The 16,521-nt window shown below is 62.0% G+C and carries 15 protein-coding genes, 1 tRNA gene and 1 pseudogene; 6 read left to right on the forward strand and 11 right to left on the reverse strand.

The features are described from left to right. Positions 1–79: 79 nt before the first annotated feature. The 9 genes from BT122_RS03010 to BT122_RS03050 all read right to left on the reverse strand — a co-directional run bounded on the left by BT122_RS03010 (position 80) and on the right by BT122_RS03050 (position 8,357). Positions 80–155, reverse strand: a tRNA-Arg gene (locus BT122_RS03010). Between the two features lie 51 nt (positions 156–206). After that, the gene (locus BT122_RS03015; protein ID WP_072354515.1) at positions 207–974 is read right to left on the reverse strand and encodes a hypothetical protein; all 768 of its coding nucleotides are present in this window, start codon (positions 972–974) and stop codon (positions 207–209) included. Continuing rightward, entirely contained in the window at positions 961–1,857 is an 897-nt protein-coding gene (locus tag BT122_RS03020) for a phosphoribosylaminoimidazolesuccinocarboxamide synthase (RefSeq protein WP_174519241.1), read from the reverse strand. Before BT122_RS03020 ends, BT122_RS03015 begins: the two co-directional genes overlap by 14 nt. A gap of 112 nt (positions 1,858–1,969) precedes the next feature. Further along, on the reverse strand, positions 1,970–3,511 hold the full coding sequence (locus BT122_RS03025) for a HAMP domain-containing sensor histidine kinase (protein ID WP_072354516.1): 1,542 nt from the start codon (positions 3,509–3,511) through the stop codon (positions 1,970–1,972). Positions 3,512–3,520: 9 nt separating this feature from the next. Further along, on the reverse strand, positions 3,521–4,258 hold the full coding sequence (locus BT122_RS03030) for a response regulator (RefSeq protein ID WP_072354517.1): 738 nt from the start codon (positions 4,256–4,258) through the stop codon (positions 3,521–3,523). Between the two features lie 104 nt (positions 4,259–4,362). Next, complete coding sequence (locus BT122_RS03035) at positions 4,363–5,604, reverse strand: Tat pathway signal protein (protein ID WP_072354518.1); 1,242 nt, start codon at positions 5,602–5,604, stop codon at positions 4,363–4,365. A 9-nt stretch (positions 5,605–5,613) separates the two neighbouring features. Beyond that, a complete protein-coding gene (locus BT122_RS03040; protein WP_072354519.1) occupies positions 5,614–5,880 on the reverse strand; it encodes a TIGR03905 family TSCPD domain-containing protein in 267 nt (88 codons plus the stop codon). A gap of 52 nt (positions 5,881–5,932) precedes the next feature. Next, a complete protein-coding gene (purB, locus tag BT122_RS03045; RefSeq protein ID WP_072354520.1) occupies positions 5,933–7,279 on the reverse strand; it encodes an adenylosuccinate lyase in 1,347 nt (448 codons plus the stop codon). 52 nt (positions 7,280–7,331) lie between these two features. Then, positions 7,332–8,357, reverse strand: a complete 1,026-nt coding sequence (locus BT122_RS03050) for a hypothetical protein (protein ID WP_143189951.1) — start codon at positions 8,355–8,357, stop codon at positions 7,332–7,334. Between the two features lie 240 nt (positions 8,358–8,597). Here BT122_RS03050 and BT122_RS10690 point away from each other — a divergent pair. Beyond that, positions 8,598–9,353, forward strand: a pseudogene (locus BT122_RS10690) (oleate hydratase); the annotation flags it as partial. 92 nt (positions 9,354–9,445) lie between these two features. Beyond that, positions 9,446–9,685 carry a hypothetical protein gene (locus BT122_RS11125; RefSeq protein ID WP_059052652.1) on the forward strand — a complete coding sequence of 80 codons (240 nt, stop codon included), beginning with the start codon at positions 9,446–9,448 and terminating at the stop codon, positions 9,683–9,685. Positions 9,686–10,091: 406 nt separating this feature from the next. On the opposite strand, the gene argH is transcribed toward BT122_RS11125, so the two are convergent. Beyond that, entirely contained in the window at positions 10,092–11,477 is a 1,386-nt protein-coding gene (gene argH / locus BT122_RS03065) for an argininosuccinate lyase (RefSeq protein WP_072354524.1), read from the reverse strand. A 159-nt stretch (positions 11,478–11,636) separates the two neighbouring features. Next, positions 11,637–12,857, reverse strand: a complete 1,221-nt coding sequence (locus tag BT122_RS03070; protein WP_072354525.1) for an argininosuccinate synthase — start codon at positions 12,855–12,857, stop codon at positions 11,637–11,639. A 684-nt stretch (positions 12,858–13,541) separates the two neighbouring features. On the opposite strand from BT122_RS03070, the gene BT122_RS03075 reads away from it, so the two are divergent. The 4 genes from BT122_RS03075 to BT122_RS03090 all read left to right on the forward strand — a co-directional run bounded on the left by BT122_RS03075 (position 13,542) and on the right by BT122_RS03090 (position 16,517). Next, positions 13,542–14,837 carry a tyrosine-type recombinase/integrase gene (locus BT122_RS03075; RefSeq protein WP_072354526.1) on the forward strand — a complete coding sequence of 432 codons (1,296 nt, stop codon included), beginning with the start codon at positions 13,542–13,544 and terminating at the stop codon, positions 14,835–14,837. Between the two features lie 11 nt (positions 14,838–14,848). Then, positions 14,849–15,070, forward strand: a complete 222-nt coding sequence (locus BT122_RS03080) for a hypothetical protein (RefSeq protein ID WP_143189952.1) — start codon at positions 14,849–14,851, stop codon at positions 15,068–15,070. Positions 15,071–15,173: 103 nt separating this feature from the next. Beyond that, positions 15,174–16,031: a helix-turn-helix domain-containing protein gene (locus tag BT122_RS03085; protein ID WP_072354528.1), complete on the forward strand. Its 858-nt coding sequence runs from the start codon at positions 15,174–15,176 to the stop codon at positions 16,029–16,031. Between the two features lie 276 nt (positions 16,032–16,307). Then, on the forward strand, positions 16,308–16,517 hold the full coding sequence (locus BT122_RS03090; protein ID WP_072354529.1) for a helix-turn-helix domain-containing protein: 210 nt from the start codon (positions 16,308–16,310) through the stop codon (positions 16,515–16,517). Positions 16,518–16,521 lie beyond the last annotated feature (4 nt).

The raw sequence follows: 16,521 nt of genomic DNA on the forward strand, positions 1-16,521 counted from the left end.
CGCACGGCTTCGTACCTGGCGCGCCGACACAAAAAGCAGCAGGCCAGAGCCCCTAAAGGCCCTGACCTGCGACGATGCGTGGTGCCCCCGGGCCGATTCGAACGGCCGACACCAGGTTTAGGAAACCTGTGCTCTATCCCCTGAGCTACGAGGGCGTGCGAGAAGACATTCTACCATCGACAAACGGCGCATGCCATGGTACAAGCCTACTTCTTCTTGTTGGCGCGACGCTCCTTTGCGGCTTCCTTCTCGGCCTGGCGCGCAGCCTGCGCCGCGTGCTCGCGCCGACGCTCGGCCTCGAAGAGCTCTGCGAGCTTCTTGTCGCTATACCCAGCAACCTTGCGCTCGGTAGCCTTGCGAACGGGGCGACGCACGCGCCAGTCGTACACGAAGGCGCCAATGATAAGGCCATACGCAAGCACCAGCGACGCCACCGAGGCAATGCCAACAACAGTCTGGTAGTCGGTGCTGTCGGCAGGGAATGCCCACACCAGAATCAGCGAGACGATGGTCATGCCAAAGCCAACGCCAATGAGAATCCACCATGTGCGGTCGGTGCGACGGTACTCCTCATTAGTGCGAAGGATAAGGTCGTAGCCGCGCTGGCGGAAGTCCTCCTCCTCGCGCTGCTTGCGCTTCTCCTCCTTGCGGGCCTCCTTCTGGGCCGGACTGTTGCCTCCGCCAAAGAGGCCGCCGCCCATGCCGCCCATGCCGGCGGAGGAGCCGGAAGATGCTGCGCGAACCGTCGAGGCCGCCTCGCGGCTGGGCTTAGCGCCGGCCGCAGAGCTGCGATAGCTCCTGGTGGTCATGGGGTCGCGCTTCTCGGCCTCGTCCTTTCCGGGCTTCTCGGCCTTTGCGCCGCGCTCGGACTTCTCGGCCTTGGTGGCATCGGCGGCAGGCTTAACGTTGCCGCTCAGGCCACCAGCCTCCTGCGCCTCCTTGCGGGCGCCGTCGATGGTATCACGCAGTGACATGGGACTCCTTCATGGGCTCAAACTCGTGGCCGGTGATGATCTGGAACGCCTCCTGGTAGCGGCTGGACGTTCCCTCGATGACGTCCTTGGGAAGGTGGGGCGGCTCGCCGGTCATGTCCCAGTTTGCCTTGAGCCAGTCGCGCACATACTGCTTGTCGTAGCTGGGCTGGACGTGGCCGGGCTGGTAGCCATCGGCAGGCCAGAAGCGGCTGGAATCCGGCGTGAGGCACTCGTCGATAAGCGTGAGCTTGTCGTCGATGAAGCCAAACTCAAACTTGGTATCGGCAATGATGATGCCGCGCGTGGCTGCGTACTCAGCCGCCGCCTTATAGATGGCGAGAGAAGCGTCGCGCAGCTGGGCCGCGGTCTCCTCGCCCACGATCTGGGCGCAGCGCTCAAACGAGATGTTCTCGTCGTGGTCGCCCAGGGCCGCCTTGGTCGACGGGGTAAAGATGGGCTCAGGGAGCTTGGACGCCTCCACCAGGCCACCGGGAAGCTTGATGCCGCAGACGGTACCGTTGGCGTCATAGGTCTTCTTGCCTGAGCCGGTAAGATACCCGCGCACGATGCACTCGATGGGGATGGTCTTTGCCTTCTTGACCAGCATGGAGCGGCCGGCAAGGTAGCTTGCGTAGCGGTGGTACTCTGCGGGGTAGTCGGCGACGTCCATCGAGATCAGGTGGTTGGGCATGAGGTCGGCAAAGCGCTCAAACCAGAAGGCCGAGATGCGCGTGAGAATCTCGCCCTTGTAGGGAATCTCATCCGGAAGGATGTAGTCAAACGCACTAATGCGGTCCGACGCAACCATGAGCAGGGCATCCCCGCAATCATAGATGTCGCGGACCTTGCCATGAGAATCCGGGCGAAGCTCAATGTCTGCCACGATAGACCTCGTTTCCTGTTGATGATGCGCCCGCTGGTCAGGCACGCAGTGAGTAGTGTAGCGCACGCCCGCAGAGGTCGAGCACATCAGAGCGCCTCTGTCGCAGTAACCCCTACTTCTCCTGTTGCTTCTCCTGCAGCGCCTGCTTGAGATTGCGCCGCCCGCGGTTGAGAGGCACGCGGATGGTGAACGTGGTGCCCTTGCCCAGCTCAGAGTCAACCGAGATGGTTCCGTTGTGCCGGTCCACAATCTCCTTGGTAATGGAGAGGCCCACGCCCAAGCCGCCTGAGACCCGCTCTCGACTTACATCCGAGCGCCAGAAGCGCGAGAAGGTCTGCGGGATGTCCTCCTTGGCAATGCCAATGCCCGTGTCGCGCACCGAGATGATGGCATCCGAGTGGTCGGAGCCAACCGAGACAACAACCCAGCCGTCCTCGTCGGTGTAGCGCATGGCGTTGCTCATGAGGTTGACCACGGCCTCGCGGATAAGGTCCGGGTCGACGTCCGCCTGGCACTCGCCATGAGCCGTGTCGTCCTTGAAGCGCAGGTGCAAGCCCTTCTCGTGGAAGAGCTGGTGCTGCGAGCTCACGAGGCTTTTGACCAGATAGACCACGTCGGTGCGCTCCACCTTGAGCTCCGTCGTGCCGTTCTCGAGGCGCGAGAGCTTGAGCATGGCGTCGACAAGGCGAGAAAGACGGCGCGTCTCGGACGCAAGGGTCTCCAGGTGCTCGTCGTCTGCGGGCAGGACACCGTCCTGCATGGCTTCGACGGTCGCGAGGATTGCCATGAGCGGGGTTCGCAGCTCGTGCGCAACGTCGCTGGTAAGGCGGTGCTCGAGCTTGAGGTCCTTCTCGAGCGAGGTTGCCATGTCATCGAAGGTCTCACCCAGCTGGCCAATCTCGTCCGTGCCGCGCACGCCCGTGCGAGCGGTGAGGTCACCGTTTCTAATCTGCGAGGCCGTACGCGTGATGCGCTGGATGGGCTTGGTGAGCGAGCGCGAGACAAAGTAGCCAATGATTACCGCGAGCACCACGGCGATGGCCGCTGCTGCGGCAATGGCGCTGTAGGAGCTCTCACGGAACTTGGCATCTGAGGAAGTGAGGAGCGCATCCGAGCCAAAGGCCCAGAGCCGCACCGTACCCACCATCTCTCCCTCGGAGTCAACCACGCTGGCCGTCACTACAGACTCCGAAGCCGTGGGCACCGTACTTGTCCCCGTGGTGGTAACGCCGGAATCGCCATGGCGAGACATGCCCAGCGTATCGTCGTAGATGATGTTGCCGTCCTCGTCCAGCACCTGAAGTCCAACATCTGGCGAGGAGACCGAGAAGGAGGATGCGTTGGCGATAACCTCTGGCGTCCAACCCCCGGCCGTGTCATACCCAATGGCCAGCGTATCAGCCGCCGACTGGGCAAGCGACTGCATGTTGCTTCTGGTATAGGCCTTGAACTGGCTCTCCCACACCACCGCCAGGACCATCACGAAGATGGCCGCCGTCATGACCGCGGTAAGCGCGAACGAGATGGCCAACTTGGTCGAGTAGGTCCAGCTGTGCTTGGGGTCTGGCTTTATCGTGTTAAACGAGCCGCGGCCCGTGGTGGCCTCAGAACCACCACCGGCCGCGCGATCGTTACTTGGTCCATGCGAGGCCACGCTGGCCTCCTACTCGGCTTTGGGCTTGGCCGCCTTGGCCTTGTCGTCGGCCTGGGGAGCCTCAAAGCGATAGCCAACGCCGTGAACGGTGTAGAGCCAGCGCGGGTTGCGCGGATCGTCGCCGAGCTTGGCGCGCAGGTTCTTTACGTGGGAGTCGATGGTGCGCTCGTAGCCCTCGAAGTCATAGCCAAGGACCTTCTCAACCAGCTCCATGCGCGTGTAGACGCGGCCGGGATAGCGGGCCAGCGTGGTGAGGAGCTTGAACTCAGAGGCAGTGAGGTCAACCTCCTTGCCCTCGACCATGACCTTGTGGCCGGAGATGTCGATGACAAGATCGCCAAAGTCCAGAATCTCAAGCTGGGGCTCGGTCTCGGTGTGGGCGCGACGCAGCAGCGCGCGCACGCGGGCGATGAGCTCACGCGGCGAGAAGGGCTTGATGAGATAGTCGTCAGCACCAAGCTCAAGGCCAATAACGCGGTCCTCGACCTCGCCCTTGGCGGTAAGCATGATGATAGGCACGTTAGAGGTCTCACGGATGGCACGGCATACGCGCTCGCCAGAGAGCTTGGGGAGCATGAGGTCGAGAATCACAAGGTCAAACGAGTGCTTCTCAAACTCCTCAACGGCGCTCTGACCGTCGCCGACACCGCGCACGATATAGTTCTCGTGGTCGAGGTAGGCGGCCACGACGTCACGGATTGCCTTCTCGTCTTCTACCAGCAGAATCTTCTTCTCATCTGAAGCCATACGGCCTCCTTTAAGCTTGGCAACGCTCGATGGATAGATGAAACCCACCGTTTCCATAGTAGTTCCATAGTAGTGTACCCCACTAGGCCCACAGTCGAACCAAGCTATAGGGGGAAGGTTCTCACAATTACGGAAGCGGGGTAGCCGGTGGTGGCGTCCTTGACCGACGAGAACGTCACAAAGGTGTTGCACTCGCCAACGCGTGCCGGGTACTCGCCATAGTCCACGCTCCTGTCGACCGAGGAAAGCACGCTGTAGGTTTGGTCGTTGGCGTTAACCACAATGTAGGAAGAACGACTTTTGATGAAGTAGACGCCGTTTTTGCCAGCCGCTGCGCACTCGAACGGCTCGCGGGAGAGGTAGAGAACATCGCTGCCGTCACTCGACCCGATGTAGGTGCCCATGTTGCCAAGAAGGCCACCCGAGCTGTAGTTTGCCTCTACGGAGACCACAAACTTCTCGCCCATGCGGCAGGCTCTGAAGGGCTTAACCGAAGCGGGCATCACAAGCTGGTCCACCTTGGTCTGAAGACCATCGGCGATGGTATAGGCGGTGACCCCGTAGTAGGTTCCCTCGCTCGCGCGCACGCGGGGAGCAAGGACAACCCAGTCACCGCAAACGGTAGGCGAGGTGGCAAAGCGTCCTGGAGACTCCACGACGGCTTGGGCGTCGGAGGAGCCAACGGTCCAGAGGTAGCAGTAGGAGGTCTCGGCGGTCTTTGAGCCCGAGGCGGAGGGCTGTACCTGCCAGATGACCGAAGTTCCGCTGCAGGCAACAGGAGCGGGGTCCCAGTCGGAGTCTGCCTGCCAGAGGGTCTTGGTCTCGCCCGTAAGGGCGCCGTTTGAGAACGCCGAGGCAAAAAGGCTCCACTCGCGGGTGATCATGTCCAGCTCAACCCATGCATAGACCGAATCCGAGCAGGCGACGCTATAGATTACCGAGGTGGTGGTGCCTGTGACGGTCTTGGTGACAACCTCCTTGAGCTCGCCCGAGGAGGTCGAGAAGGCCGAGGCCACCACCATGGGATTGGCGGAGGCCCCAGCCGTAGTAACAGGAAGCCACACGCCCTCGGCAGGATGCAGAACGTTACCCAGGGGTAGCGTCCACTGGTTGCTTGCAGAGTAGGGCAGGTCGACCGAGGTGAAGGTATCGAGGACGCTTGTGCCCGTGTCTTCAGAGACGTTGACGGGCTCGGCCGTGTCCGCCGTGTCCTGCGCGGTGTTTGTGCAGCCCGCTAGGACACCTATGGTTGCAGCGGCAGAGGCAGCCGCAACGCCCGTCTTGAAGAACGAGCGCCGAGAGATGCCCGCACGGTGGGACGCTTGTGTGTGGCGGTGGCCAAGCACGTCGAGCTCCTAGGCGCGCGCCGCGGACTGGGCCTCGCGCAGGGCGTGGCTCAGCTGGTCTGCGCAGGAGGTGCGGCGGGGGCCACAGGTGTTGCCCTCAAGCGTGTTTGCAACCTGGTCGACGGGCTGGCCCTTAACCAGCTTGCCAATGGCCTTAAGGTTGCCGTTGCAGCCACCCTCAAAGGCAACGCCCTCGATGGTGGAACCGTCATCACTCAGGTCAACGTGGATGGCCTGCGAGCAGACGCCTCGAGGCCGGAAGTCATAGTGGAACATGGATTCCCCTCTTATTGGTCATGCGTGGCGAGAAAAACGCTGGTACAACCATCTACTCGAACTCGAGCTTCTCCAGGCGATCAAACACGACATCCTTGCGTACAAGGAAGCTCTGTGGATCAAAGATTGCGTCGAGCTGCTGCGGAGTGAGCGTACAGCGGCTGTCTGCGGCGAGCTTGTCCTTGAACGACGTGCCCGGTGTGCAGTCCTGCACCTCGTGCCAGGTTGCCATGGCATCGTCCTGAACGATCTTGTAGGCCTCCTCGCGCGTGATGCCGGTCTCGACAAGGGCGAGAAGGACCTTGCTCGAGTAGATGAGTCCACGAGTCTTGTTGAGGTTGGCCAGCATGCGCTGCGGGTAGAGCACCAGCCCGTCCACAATGCGGATGAGGCACTGGAACATGTGGTCAAGCGCAATGAAGCTATCGGCTTGGGCTACACGCTCGGCGGAGGAGTGCGAGATGTCACGCTCGTGCCAGAGGGCCACGTTGTCAAAGGCAACCTGGGCATTAGCCTTTACTACGCGAGAGAGGCCACAGACCTTCTCGGCGGTGATGGGGTTGCGCTTGTGGGGCATGGCCGAGCTGCCCTTCTGACCCTTGCGGAAAGGCTCCTCCACCTCGAGGGTGTCGGTGCGCTGGAGGTTGCGAATCTCCGTGGCAATGCGCTCGCAGGTAGCCGCCGTGGTGGCAAGGACACCGGCGAGGTAGGCATGGTGGTCGCGCGAGATGACTTGCGTGGAGAGAGGATCGTGCACCAGGCCAAGGTGCTCGCAGACATACTCCTCGACAAACGGGTCAATCGAGCTGTACGTGCCCACCGCACCAGAGATAGCCCCAAACGCCACGTTGGCACGGGCGTCCTTAAGGCGGTCATAGTCGCGCTTAAGCTCCCAGGCCCAGCTGCCAAACTTCATGCCAAAGGTCATGGGCTCGGCATGGATGCCGTGGGTGCGCCCAACGCAGAGGGTCTCGCGCTCCTCGAAGGCACGGCGCTTGCAAATCTCGCCGAGCTTCTTGCAGTCATCAAGCAGGATGTCCGTTGCCTGCACCAGCTGGTAACACAGCGCGGTGTCGCCAAGGTCCGAGCTGGTCATGCCAAAGTGGACCCAGCGGCTGGGCTTGGGGTCGCCCACGGGGACGTCTGCGTCGATGTGACGACCCATGTCGGTGAGGAAGGCAATGACATCATGGTTGGTGACGGCCTCGATGGCGTCGACCTCATCCTTATCAAAGGCGGCGTGCTCGCGAATCCAGGCTGCCTCCTCCTTGGTGATGCCAATCTTGCCAAGCTCGGCTTGCGCCTCGCATGCGAGGACCTCGATCTCTTGCCAGATGGCGTACTTGTTCTCCAGCGAGAAGATGTGGCCCATTTCGGGACGGGTATAGCGATCGATCATCTGCGTTCCTTTCGCAGCGAGGTCTTTGATGCCTTGATTCTACCGCGGCAGTCTATTTGGATGTGGAGGCACGGTGCTGCTTGGCAGCAGCGCGTGTAACGGAACCCGCACGCCGAACAGATGAGCTTGCCGCATCTTGCGCCCTAGATACGTAGCCCGTAAGGTCTGCGCCGGTGAAGAGCTTGATGACCCAGAAATAGAGAAGAAGCACGGCAAGGGGCACCAGACAGGATGTCACAATGGTTGCTGCCACCGTGTCAATTAACTTGTTGAGTTGCTCGCCCACGGCGTTTGCAGCGTCTGCAGCGCCAGAAGCAAGCGCGTCGATTCCACTCGTTATTGCAGACCCAAGCATCTCGAGAATGTTCTGATTCTGCTCGGTATCCTGATTGCTGTTCTCCTCATAGACAGTTGCGCTTGTTTCGTCTGCCTCTTGGGCGGCCTCTTCCGCCGCGAGAGACGTCTTGTATTGCTCGTCGATGGTATTGGTGAGTGTGGCACTCACCGGCACAAGCGTTACCAGCGCAATGCCAACCACCACGAGTTTGGCCGCCCACGTAAACAGAACTTGCCGCGGGCCCCAATCCCTATACGTCCATAGCCAACCAAGTGCAAAGCAAATCCCTATAGGAACCAAGAACCTAAACCCCACCATGCCAAAGGTGGTAAGGAGAAACTTCTCTAGATAGATGATGGCAAGAACAACCGATAGCTTGCCCGAGAGGTCTGCTAGCTGATTGGCTATGGGGGTGCCCACGTCATCCGGGATGGCAGACACCGCCACAGATGCTGTTGTGGCAGTTGCAACAAGTCCCAAGGCACCGGTCTTCTGCTTGTCGAGCGTCTCGTTTACCCCGGTATAGGCTTCAGTCGAAGAGTAGTGTGTCCCAAGTGGAAACTCGCAGATGAGGGCGAGCACCACCAGCACTACCGTCTCTACCACCCTTAAAGGGGTTGCCAAATCAAACGGCCACCTCTTTGGGGGCGTGGGCAGCTGGTAGTCCGGCTCCGTGGAATCGCGCTGCTCCACGGTAGGTACGACCCTCTGCAAAGTCTCGCTAAGGTTGCTCTTTGCCATATGCTCTCCCATCTACAGGGATAGAGAAACAGAACGTGTGTTCTACTTCATACTACACCACTACGGGCCAATGTTAATCGAAGACCTTGGGAGCCCCCTCAGCGGCGCCTCCTTGAGGCCAGGCGGCCCAGGCGTAGCCGCCTTGCCGCCGGTTGCCGTTGGGTATAGAACAGGCATGTTTCTGTTTTCGCAGGTCACCAGCGTAGAGAGGCGCGGCGCATGCCACGAAAAGATGCCGAAATGGAGCTTGCCCTCGCTCTCAAGCGGCTCATTCGGTGCCACCCCCTCGACAAGATCACGGTGACCATACTCGCCACCGAGGCGGCCAAAAAGGTCGCGCGGACCATTGTGGTTGAGAGTGACGGCGCCGAGAAGCGCATTCCCCTCACCGAGAACGACCAGGTCTACATCACCGACGGCGGTTGCGTCGAGAATGCCACGTGGGGCTCGCAGAACACCGTGGCCAAGGTCGATCCGGAGATTCGCCCGGGCGGCGGCTGGGACATGTGGCGCCGCATCGCCGCACAGGCCCCGGATGGCTCGCTTGGCCACCCCGTCGTGTTCTGCAGTGACCCCGAGCAGTCCAACTGGATGAGCGCCACCGTCGATACCGATGACCCCGAGATTCTCTCGGCGATTCAGCACATCTGCCGCCGTGACCCGCTCTCCGGCCGCGTGGTAACGAGCGGCATCGTGACCGCGCGCGACTCGAAGTAGCTGCTCAGCTGGACCATCAACCGCCAGCCACAGTTCAAGACCCAACCCAAGGGCCACGTACTTGTGTGGGTGTACGCGCTCTTCACCGACCGCGAGGGCGGCTTTGTCAAGAAGCCCATGCGCGAGTGCACCGGCGCAGAGGTCTGCGAGGAGTGGCTGTACCACGTTGGCATCCCCGAGGACCGTATCGTGTCGCTGGCACAGGAACATGCCAACACCACCACCTGCTACATGCCCTACATCACGGCCTTCTTCATGCCCAGGAACGACACGGACAGGCCTAAGGTGGTTCCCGAGGGCGCCGTCAACTTTGCTTTTATCGGGCAATTTGCGAGGTCGCGCGCGACACCATCTTCACCACCGAGTACTCCATGCGCACCGGCATGGAGGCCGTCTACACGCTGTGCAATGTGGATCGTGGTGCCCCCGAGGTCTGGAGCTCCGTCTACGATGTGCGTTGCCTGCTTGACGCTACAACCAAGCTGCAGGACGGCCGTAAGGTCACTGACATGAAGCTGCCGCTCATCGAACGGAAGGCGCTTGAGACCGCGCTCCGCAAGGTCAAGAGCACGGACATCGAGAAGCTGCTCAAGGAGTACGGCGTAATCTAGCCGCTCTAGGAACTGGTGCGGAGGCCCGGAGGCGCCACGATTGCCTCCCGGGCCTTTCTTTGCGGCAAGGAACTGCTCACACGGGCTCTTGGTGCATAAAAACGCTCTATCGGACGGACATTCTAGCTTTGACGCATAAAAACGCGCTATCGGACGGTGCCTTTGGGCTTGCGGTATCAATCTTGCAACTAAGTATGTAAGATACTGAATATTTTTATAGATATTTTCATATTCATGGATAATTAGTTTCATGATTGATTGCTGGTCTCTGAGAGACCCGTCCGATAGCGCGTTTTTATGCAGCTGGCCATGAAATCCCGTCCGATAGCGCGTTTTTATGCAGACATAGCAACGGGGCGGGCACGCTCGTGCGCGCTCGCCCCGCTTTTGCCCGTTTTAGACTGCCTTACCGACCCTCGTCGGCCGCTAGGCGCTCCTTGGCCTCCCCGAGCTGGACGCGCACGGCCTTCTCGCCAGTACCGCCATAGGTCACGCGCGCGTTGGCAATTCCGGCAGGATCGAGGTCCTGAGCAATGTCGTCCCCAAAGAGCGGGCTTGCCGCCTTGAACTCCTCTGCCGTCAGGTCCTCGAGACCCTTGCCATGCTTCTCGCAATAGAGAACCAACTTGCCAACCACCTCGTGGGCCTCACGGAACGGCGTGCCCTTCTTTGCCAGGTAGTCGGCTACGTCCGTGGCAGCAGTGAACCCCCTGCTCGCCTGCGCGAGCATGACGTCTGCGTTAACGGTCATGGTCTCAAGCATGCCTGACGCAATGGCCATGCAGTCAAGCAGGGTCTTTGCGGCGTCGGCTGGCCCCTCCTTGCACTCCTGGAGGTCCTTGTTGTACGCCAGCGGGAGCGACTTCATGGTTGTGAGCAGCGCCATGAGGTCACCGTAGACCCTGCCGGTCTTACCGCGCGTAAGCTCTGCGAAGTCGGGGTTCTTCTTCTGCGGCATGATGGACGAGCCTGTGGAATAGCTGTCGGAGAGCGTACTGAAGCCAAACTCCGTGCTGCTCCACAGGACGATCTCCTCGCACAGGCGCGAGAGGTGCATCATGCTCACGGCACAGGCGTAGTCAAGATCGAGCAGGTAGTCGCGATCCGAGACGGCATCCATCGAGTTGGGGATGGCGTGGTCAAAGCCGAGAATCTCGGTGGTGTACTCGCGGTCGAGCGGGTAGGTTGTGCCTGCGAGCGCCGCAGATCCCAGCGGGTTTGCGTCCGCTGCCGTGCGCGCGGCAACCAGGCGCGTGTAGTCTCGCGAGAACATCCAGAAGTACGCCAGTACATGGTGCGAGAAGAGCACCGGCTGCGCGTGCTGCAGATGCGTGTAGCCCGGCATCACCACGCCAAGGTTCTTCTCGGCCACGCTCAGAAGGGTGCGACGAAGCTCGACGTTACCCTCGAGAAGCTCGTCGCAGAGGCGCTTTGCATGGAGTCGAATGTCGGTGGCCACTTGGTCGTTGCGCGAACGGCCCGTGTGCAGGCGCGCGCCGGGCGTGCCAATATCCGCGGTAAGGGCCTTCTCGACAGCCATGTGGACGTCTTCGTCGTTCACATCCCAGGCAAAGGTACCGTCCGCGATCTGGCCCGATATCTTCTCGAGCCCCGCGTCGATGGCAGCTGCGTCCGCGTTCGAGATGATGCCCTGCTTGGCCAGCATCTTGGCATGAGCACGGGACCCCTTGATGTCTTCCTGTGCCATGGCCTTGTCATCCTCGAGCGAAGCGCCAAACTCCTGCGTGAAGGCGTCGACGCCCTTCTCGAACCTACCGCCCCACAGTGCCATGAGCGCCCCTCTCGATCCTTGTCTGATATGCCTGCTAGCTTAACGCAACGGCTCGCGGAGACGAGTCGGTAGAAAAGCCGCCGCCGGGAACACCCGACGGCGGCGCCATTCCCTACGCCCTTGCGTGGCAGACCGAGTCTTATCTGCCCAATGACGTCTCTACTGCAGCTTGGAGCCGGGGCCCTGGACACGAGACCAGGTCTTGGACTGCAGGCCGTGAATGGTAATGAAGCCCTTGGAGGCGGTGTGGTCGAAGGTGTCGCCCTCGTCGTAGGTGGCAAGGTTGTAGTCGTACAGGCTGTACGGCGAGCGCAGGCCGTCGACGAACAGGCCGCCCTTGCAAAGCTTGATGCGCACCTCGCCAGTGACGTACTTCTGCGTGTAGGCGTTGTAGGCGTCGATGGCCTCGCGGTTCTGGGAGTACCAGAGTCCGCGGTAGACCGTGGATGCCCACTCGACGTCGAGCTTGGCCTTCTGCTTCAGGGTCTCGGCGTCGAGGCACAGGGTCTCGAGCGACTGGTGCGCCTGGATGAGAAGGAGCGCGGCCGGGCACTCGTAGCACTCACGGCTCTTGATGCCCACGACACGGTCCTCGATCATGTCGATGCGGCCAAAGCCGTTGCGGCCGGCGATCTCGTTGGCCTTGATGATGCACTCGAGCAGCGACATCTTCTCGCCGTTGATGGAGACGGGCAGGCCGCCCTCAAAACCAATCACAACGGTCTCGGGGTCGGCAGGGCAGTCCTCGGGGTTCTTGGTCATCGTCCAGATGTCCGAGGGCGGCTCGTTCCAGGTGTCCTCGAGCACGCCGCACTCGATGGCACGGCCCCACAGGTTGTCGTCGATGGAGTAGGGCTTCTTGTGGGTGGTGGGCACGGGCACACCGTGGGCCTTAGCCCACTCCATCTCGGAGTCACGCGTGGTGAGGTCCCACTCGCGCACGGGCGCAATGATCTCGAGCGACGGGTCAAGGGCGCGAATCGAGGTCTCGAAACGCACCTGGTCATTGCCCTTGCCAGTGCAGCCATGAGCGATGTACTTGGCACCGTACTCGTGCGCGATGTCCACGAGGTGCTTGGAGATGATGGGGCGAGAGAGCGCGGAGAGCAGCGGGTAGATGCCCTCGTACTTGCCGTTTGCCCAGATGGCCTTGGAGACGATGGTCTCGGCGTACTCCTCGCGCATGTCAACGGCCTCGGAGGCGATGGCGCCCATGTCGAGGGCCTTCTGCTTGATCCAAGAGAGGTCCTTCTCGTCCTGGCCGACATTGCCGCAGATGGCGATGACGTCCATGTTCTTCTCGACCTGCAGCCACTTCACGATGACGGACGTGTCCAGACCACCGGAATACGCGAGGACGACCTTTTCCTTCTCAGCCATGTTGGTGCACCTTTCTGTTGTTGGGCCTTGATACCCCTTGCAGACATGCGAACAAACGAGCGCCGTGGTTGTTTCGCGGCGTCACGAAGAGCCCCCGATCGTGCCGGGCGCTGCTGGGTGCCTTGTCTAGAACTGTCTGTGACGAGAGAGACGACAAGAACCTATGCCAGCGCACGCGACATCGCGGGGCTGATTCGTCGGTTCTGGCGTCGAAGAGAGACCATGCCATGGCTGCGTGCAGTGCAAATCATGCGTTGGTCACCCCTTCGAAAAGTGGCGCGCGATATCTCGCGCGGCTGTCGTTGCTATGCGCGACTATAGGCCCGCATGGGGCAGGCTGGCAAGAGCGTACAAGAAAAGAATTCTGCTTGAAACAAAAGGGTCGCGCTTGTGCGATGGCGGCAATGTAAAAGCAGGCCACGGCAACTTGTACCGTGACCTGCTAATTTTTAGTGGTGCGCCCTGAGGGGGTCGAACCCTCGACCTTGGGATTAAAAGTCTCTTTTGCTTGACGCTTGCGAATGTCTCTCGATGCCGCATATTGAAGCAATCTATACCATTTAACTGCTTGTTTGCGTAGCTCAATGATTCTCACTGTCATTGACTGATATACTCTCATCGAGAAATGAGTTACGCAATCTGTACGCAATTCGTTACACACCCAGCGGCGCGGGAGGCATTGCCATGGCATGCGAGTACGGCAGGGGGACCGTCTTCAAGGGGCGCAAGAGCTGGCGCGGCAAGATTCACCGCGTGGACCCGGAGGGCAACGGGCGCTACCTCACTAAGACCCTGCACGAGGAGAACGGCGACCCGATACCCTGCGACCCCAAGACCAACAGAGGCCGCAACCGCGCGATAGCCGCCCTCGCACGCTGGCGCGGCGAGCTTCTGGCGGCGGAGGCCGAGGACGAGGCCGCAGAGGCCCGTAGCGCCTCGCTGTCGGGCGTCACGCTTGGGGAGTACCTGAACGCCTACCTGGACGGCCTCAAGGCATCACACAGCGTTGAGCGGTCGACCATGACGGCCTACCAGGCGAGCGCGCGCAAGGTGGCGGAGGCGCTTGGTAGCGTGGAGGTAACGGAGCTGAAGCGGGAGCAGGTGCAGGAGTGGGAGTCACGGCTGCTGAACGCCGACGGCCTGTCCCCCCGCTCTGTCACCAAGCACCACAGGCTGCTCTCGCAGGCCCTCAAGGCTGCCGTGGAGAACGGGCAGCTGGCGGCGAACCCGTGCGAGGGCGTGAGGCTGCCCAAGAGGCACCGGGAGCAGCCCCACGCCATGACCAAGGACGCGGCCAACAGGCTTCTGGGAACCCTCGCGGCAATGCCGCAGAAGCGGGCCGTAGCGGCGGCGAGGATTGCGCTCACAAGCGGCCTCAGGGTTGGTGAGGTGTGCGCCCTCACGTGGGCGGACGCAGACGCCGACGCGGGCGTGCTGCACGTGAGCAAGGCGGTTGGCATGGGTGGCGGCGGGGCGTACGTCAAGGCCCCCAAGAACCCGTACTCCGTGCGAGACGTGCCAATTACCCCACAGCTCAGGGCCGCGCTGGACGCGAGGCGGGCCGAGGTCATGGCCGAGGCGGAGGACCTGGGCGTGCTGCCTACGCCCGAGCAGCTGGCATCCTGCTACGTCATAGGCGGGCTTGACGGGCGGTTTCCCACGCCGAGTGTGGTGAGTCGCGAGTGGGGGCAGCTCCGCGACCTGCTGGGAATCACCGACGCAAACGGCAACCCGCTGAAGTTCCACGACCTCAGGCACACGTGGGCGACCATCGCCGTTCAGAGCGGGGCAGACATAAAGAGCATCTCCGCAATCATGGGCCACGCCGACGCATCAATGACCCTCAACACGTACGCGAGCAGCGACGCCGACGCAAGGCAGCTGGCGGCGGAGAAGATCTCCCGGTTCATGGGCGAGGCCCCGAGGCACGGCGACGTGGAGGCGTTCAGGCCGACCGGGACGGAAGGCAGGCAGTCATGAGGGGCAGAGTCATGAAGTTCGCTGAGGGGGGTTCGGCGTTGGACGTTAGAACGGCGGACGAGATAGACGAGATAGCGGAGGGTCTGCACGGAGCGGCCATGGCCATGCTGTACGCGGGCGAGAGCAAAAGCTGCGGCAACTCCACCGTGTTCTGCGAGTTCATGACGAGCACGTTGGACGGATACGCGGACAGGCTGCACGCCCTCACGCACACCGGCAGCGGGCAGGCGTGATAATACAGCGGTACCGTCCTCAGGCCGTGGCAGGTGGGGGGCGGTACCGCTACCGGTAATTGTAGACCACGGCCAGGACATTAATTGGGGGTCGTGGGCATCCATGGGACGAAAAGCCGCCGGGGACTACAGCCGGGATGATATGGGGGTCCTCGACCCCAGGCGCATTGCGCCGGCGCACGTGAACATGCGCAGGGCGATTCGCGCCAAGGGACTCACGCAAAAACAGTTCGCCGTGGCCATGGGCATCGCGGGGTCGACGCTCGATAGGTGGTTGAAGGGTGACCCGGAGAACGCGGAGCGATACCGGCTGCCGGACGAGGCGCTGGTGAGGGCGGCGCACGTGCTGGGGGTGTCGGTCTGGTACCTGCTTGACCTCACGGACAGCCCGGACGGCAGCGGGGCCAGGCCGCTTGAGCAGCACAAGCTGATTGAGGACTTCTGGGGGAAGGCGAAGGACCCGGAGAAGGCCGCGCCGCCCACCGACGGCGACATGTACGAGCGCATCGGCACTGACACCACAATCATCCGGTGGGACGCCACGGAAGCATGGCCCGAAGGGACCACCGAACGGGACTGGGCGTTCCGCGAGCCGGTCGACGGGGTATCAACATGGCGGCTGTCGGGGACGCCGGGCCATGCGGCCCCTGTCCGTGAGCGGTACCCCTGGTTCGAGCTTGAAGGGATGTACCAGGATGCGAGGACGCGCTGCGACCCCGAGGACCCCGAGAGCGAGGCCGCGCTGGACGGATACGCTGCCTGGGAAGCATGGTTCCGCGAGGACGCAGCGAAGACCCTGAGGCACGACCTACTGTGCCTCGGGGGCGACTACCGAGACCCGCTGGCTGTGGTCGAGATGGAGCTGGCTTACGCATCCAAAACGGCTGACAGCGAGAAGTTCGACGCCCTTCTCGCCCGCGTCGACGCCGACACCAGGGGCGTCATGGGGACCGACTCATAGCTACCGCTCACGACTCCCGAAAAGTTTATTCGAGCACCACGGGGAGGCCCCGCACTACGCCGGAACACGCGCAAAGCGCCCGTTTTCCCGAATCTGGCACCACGGGAAGGGCAGTCACGCGGGGTCCCATGGTGCTGAAATCGCTTTCTTGCAGTTTGAGCTGCGAAAATCCCTGAAGCACAATGCATGGCCGAGGGGCGCGGGAGAAGCGCCCCAGGCCGTGCGCACGGCTCCAACCATCTAGACCCGCATGGCGCGGGGGGAGGAGTCGAGAAGATGAAGGACGTAAAGCCGACCATGACGTTGGAGGAGGCCAGGGCGCTGCCGGCGCTCTGCGGCGTGGGCGACGCCGCCGCGCTCACGGGCTATGCCCCCCACTACATCAGCGACTGCCTGGCACGTGGCCAGATTAAGGGCGTCAAGTTCGGGCGCCGCTGGCGCGTCGACACGGCGGCCCTGCTCAGGCAGTTCGGCCTCGCGGAGTAGGGGC

Source organism: Olsenella sp. kh2p3 (assembly GCA_900119625.1).
Taxonomy (GTDB): domain Bacteria; phylum Actinomycetota; class Coriobacteriia; order Coriobacteriales; family Atopobiaceae; genus Tractidigestivibacter.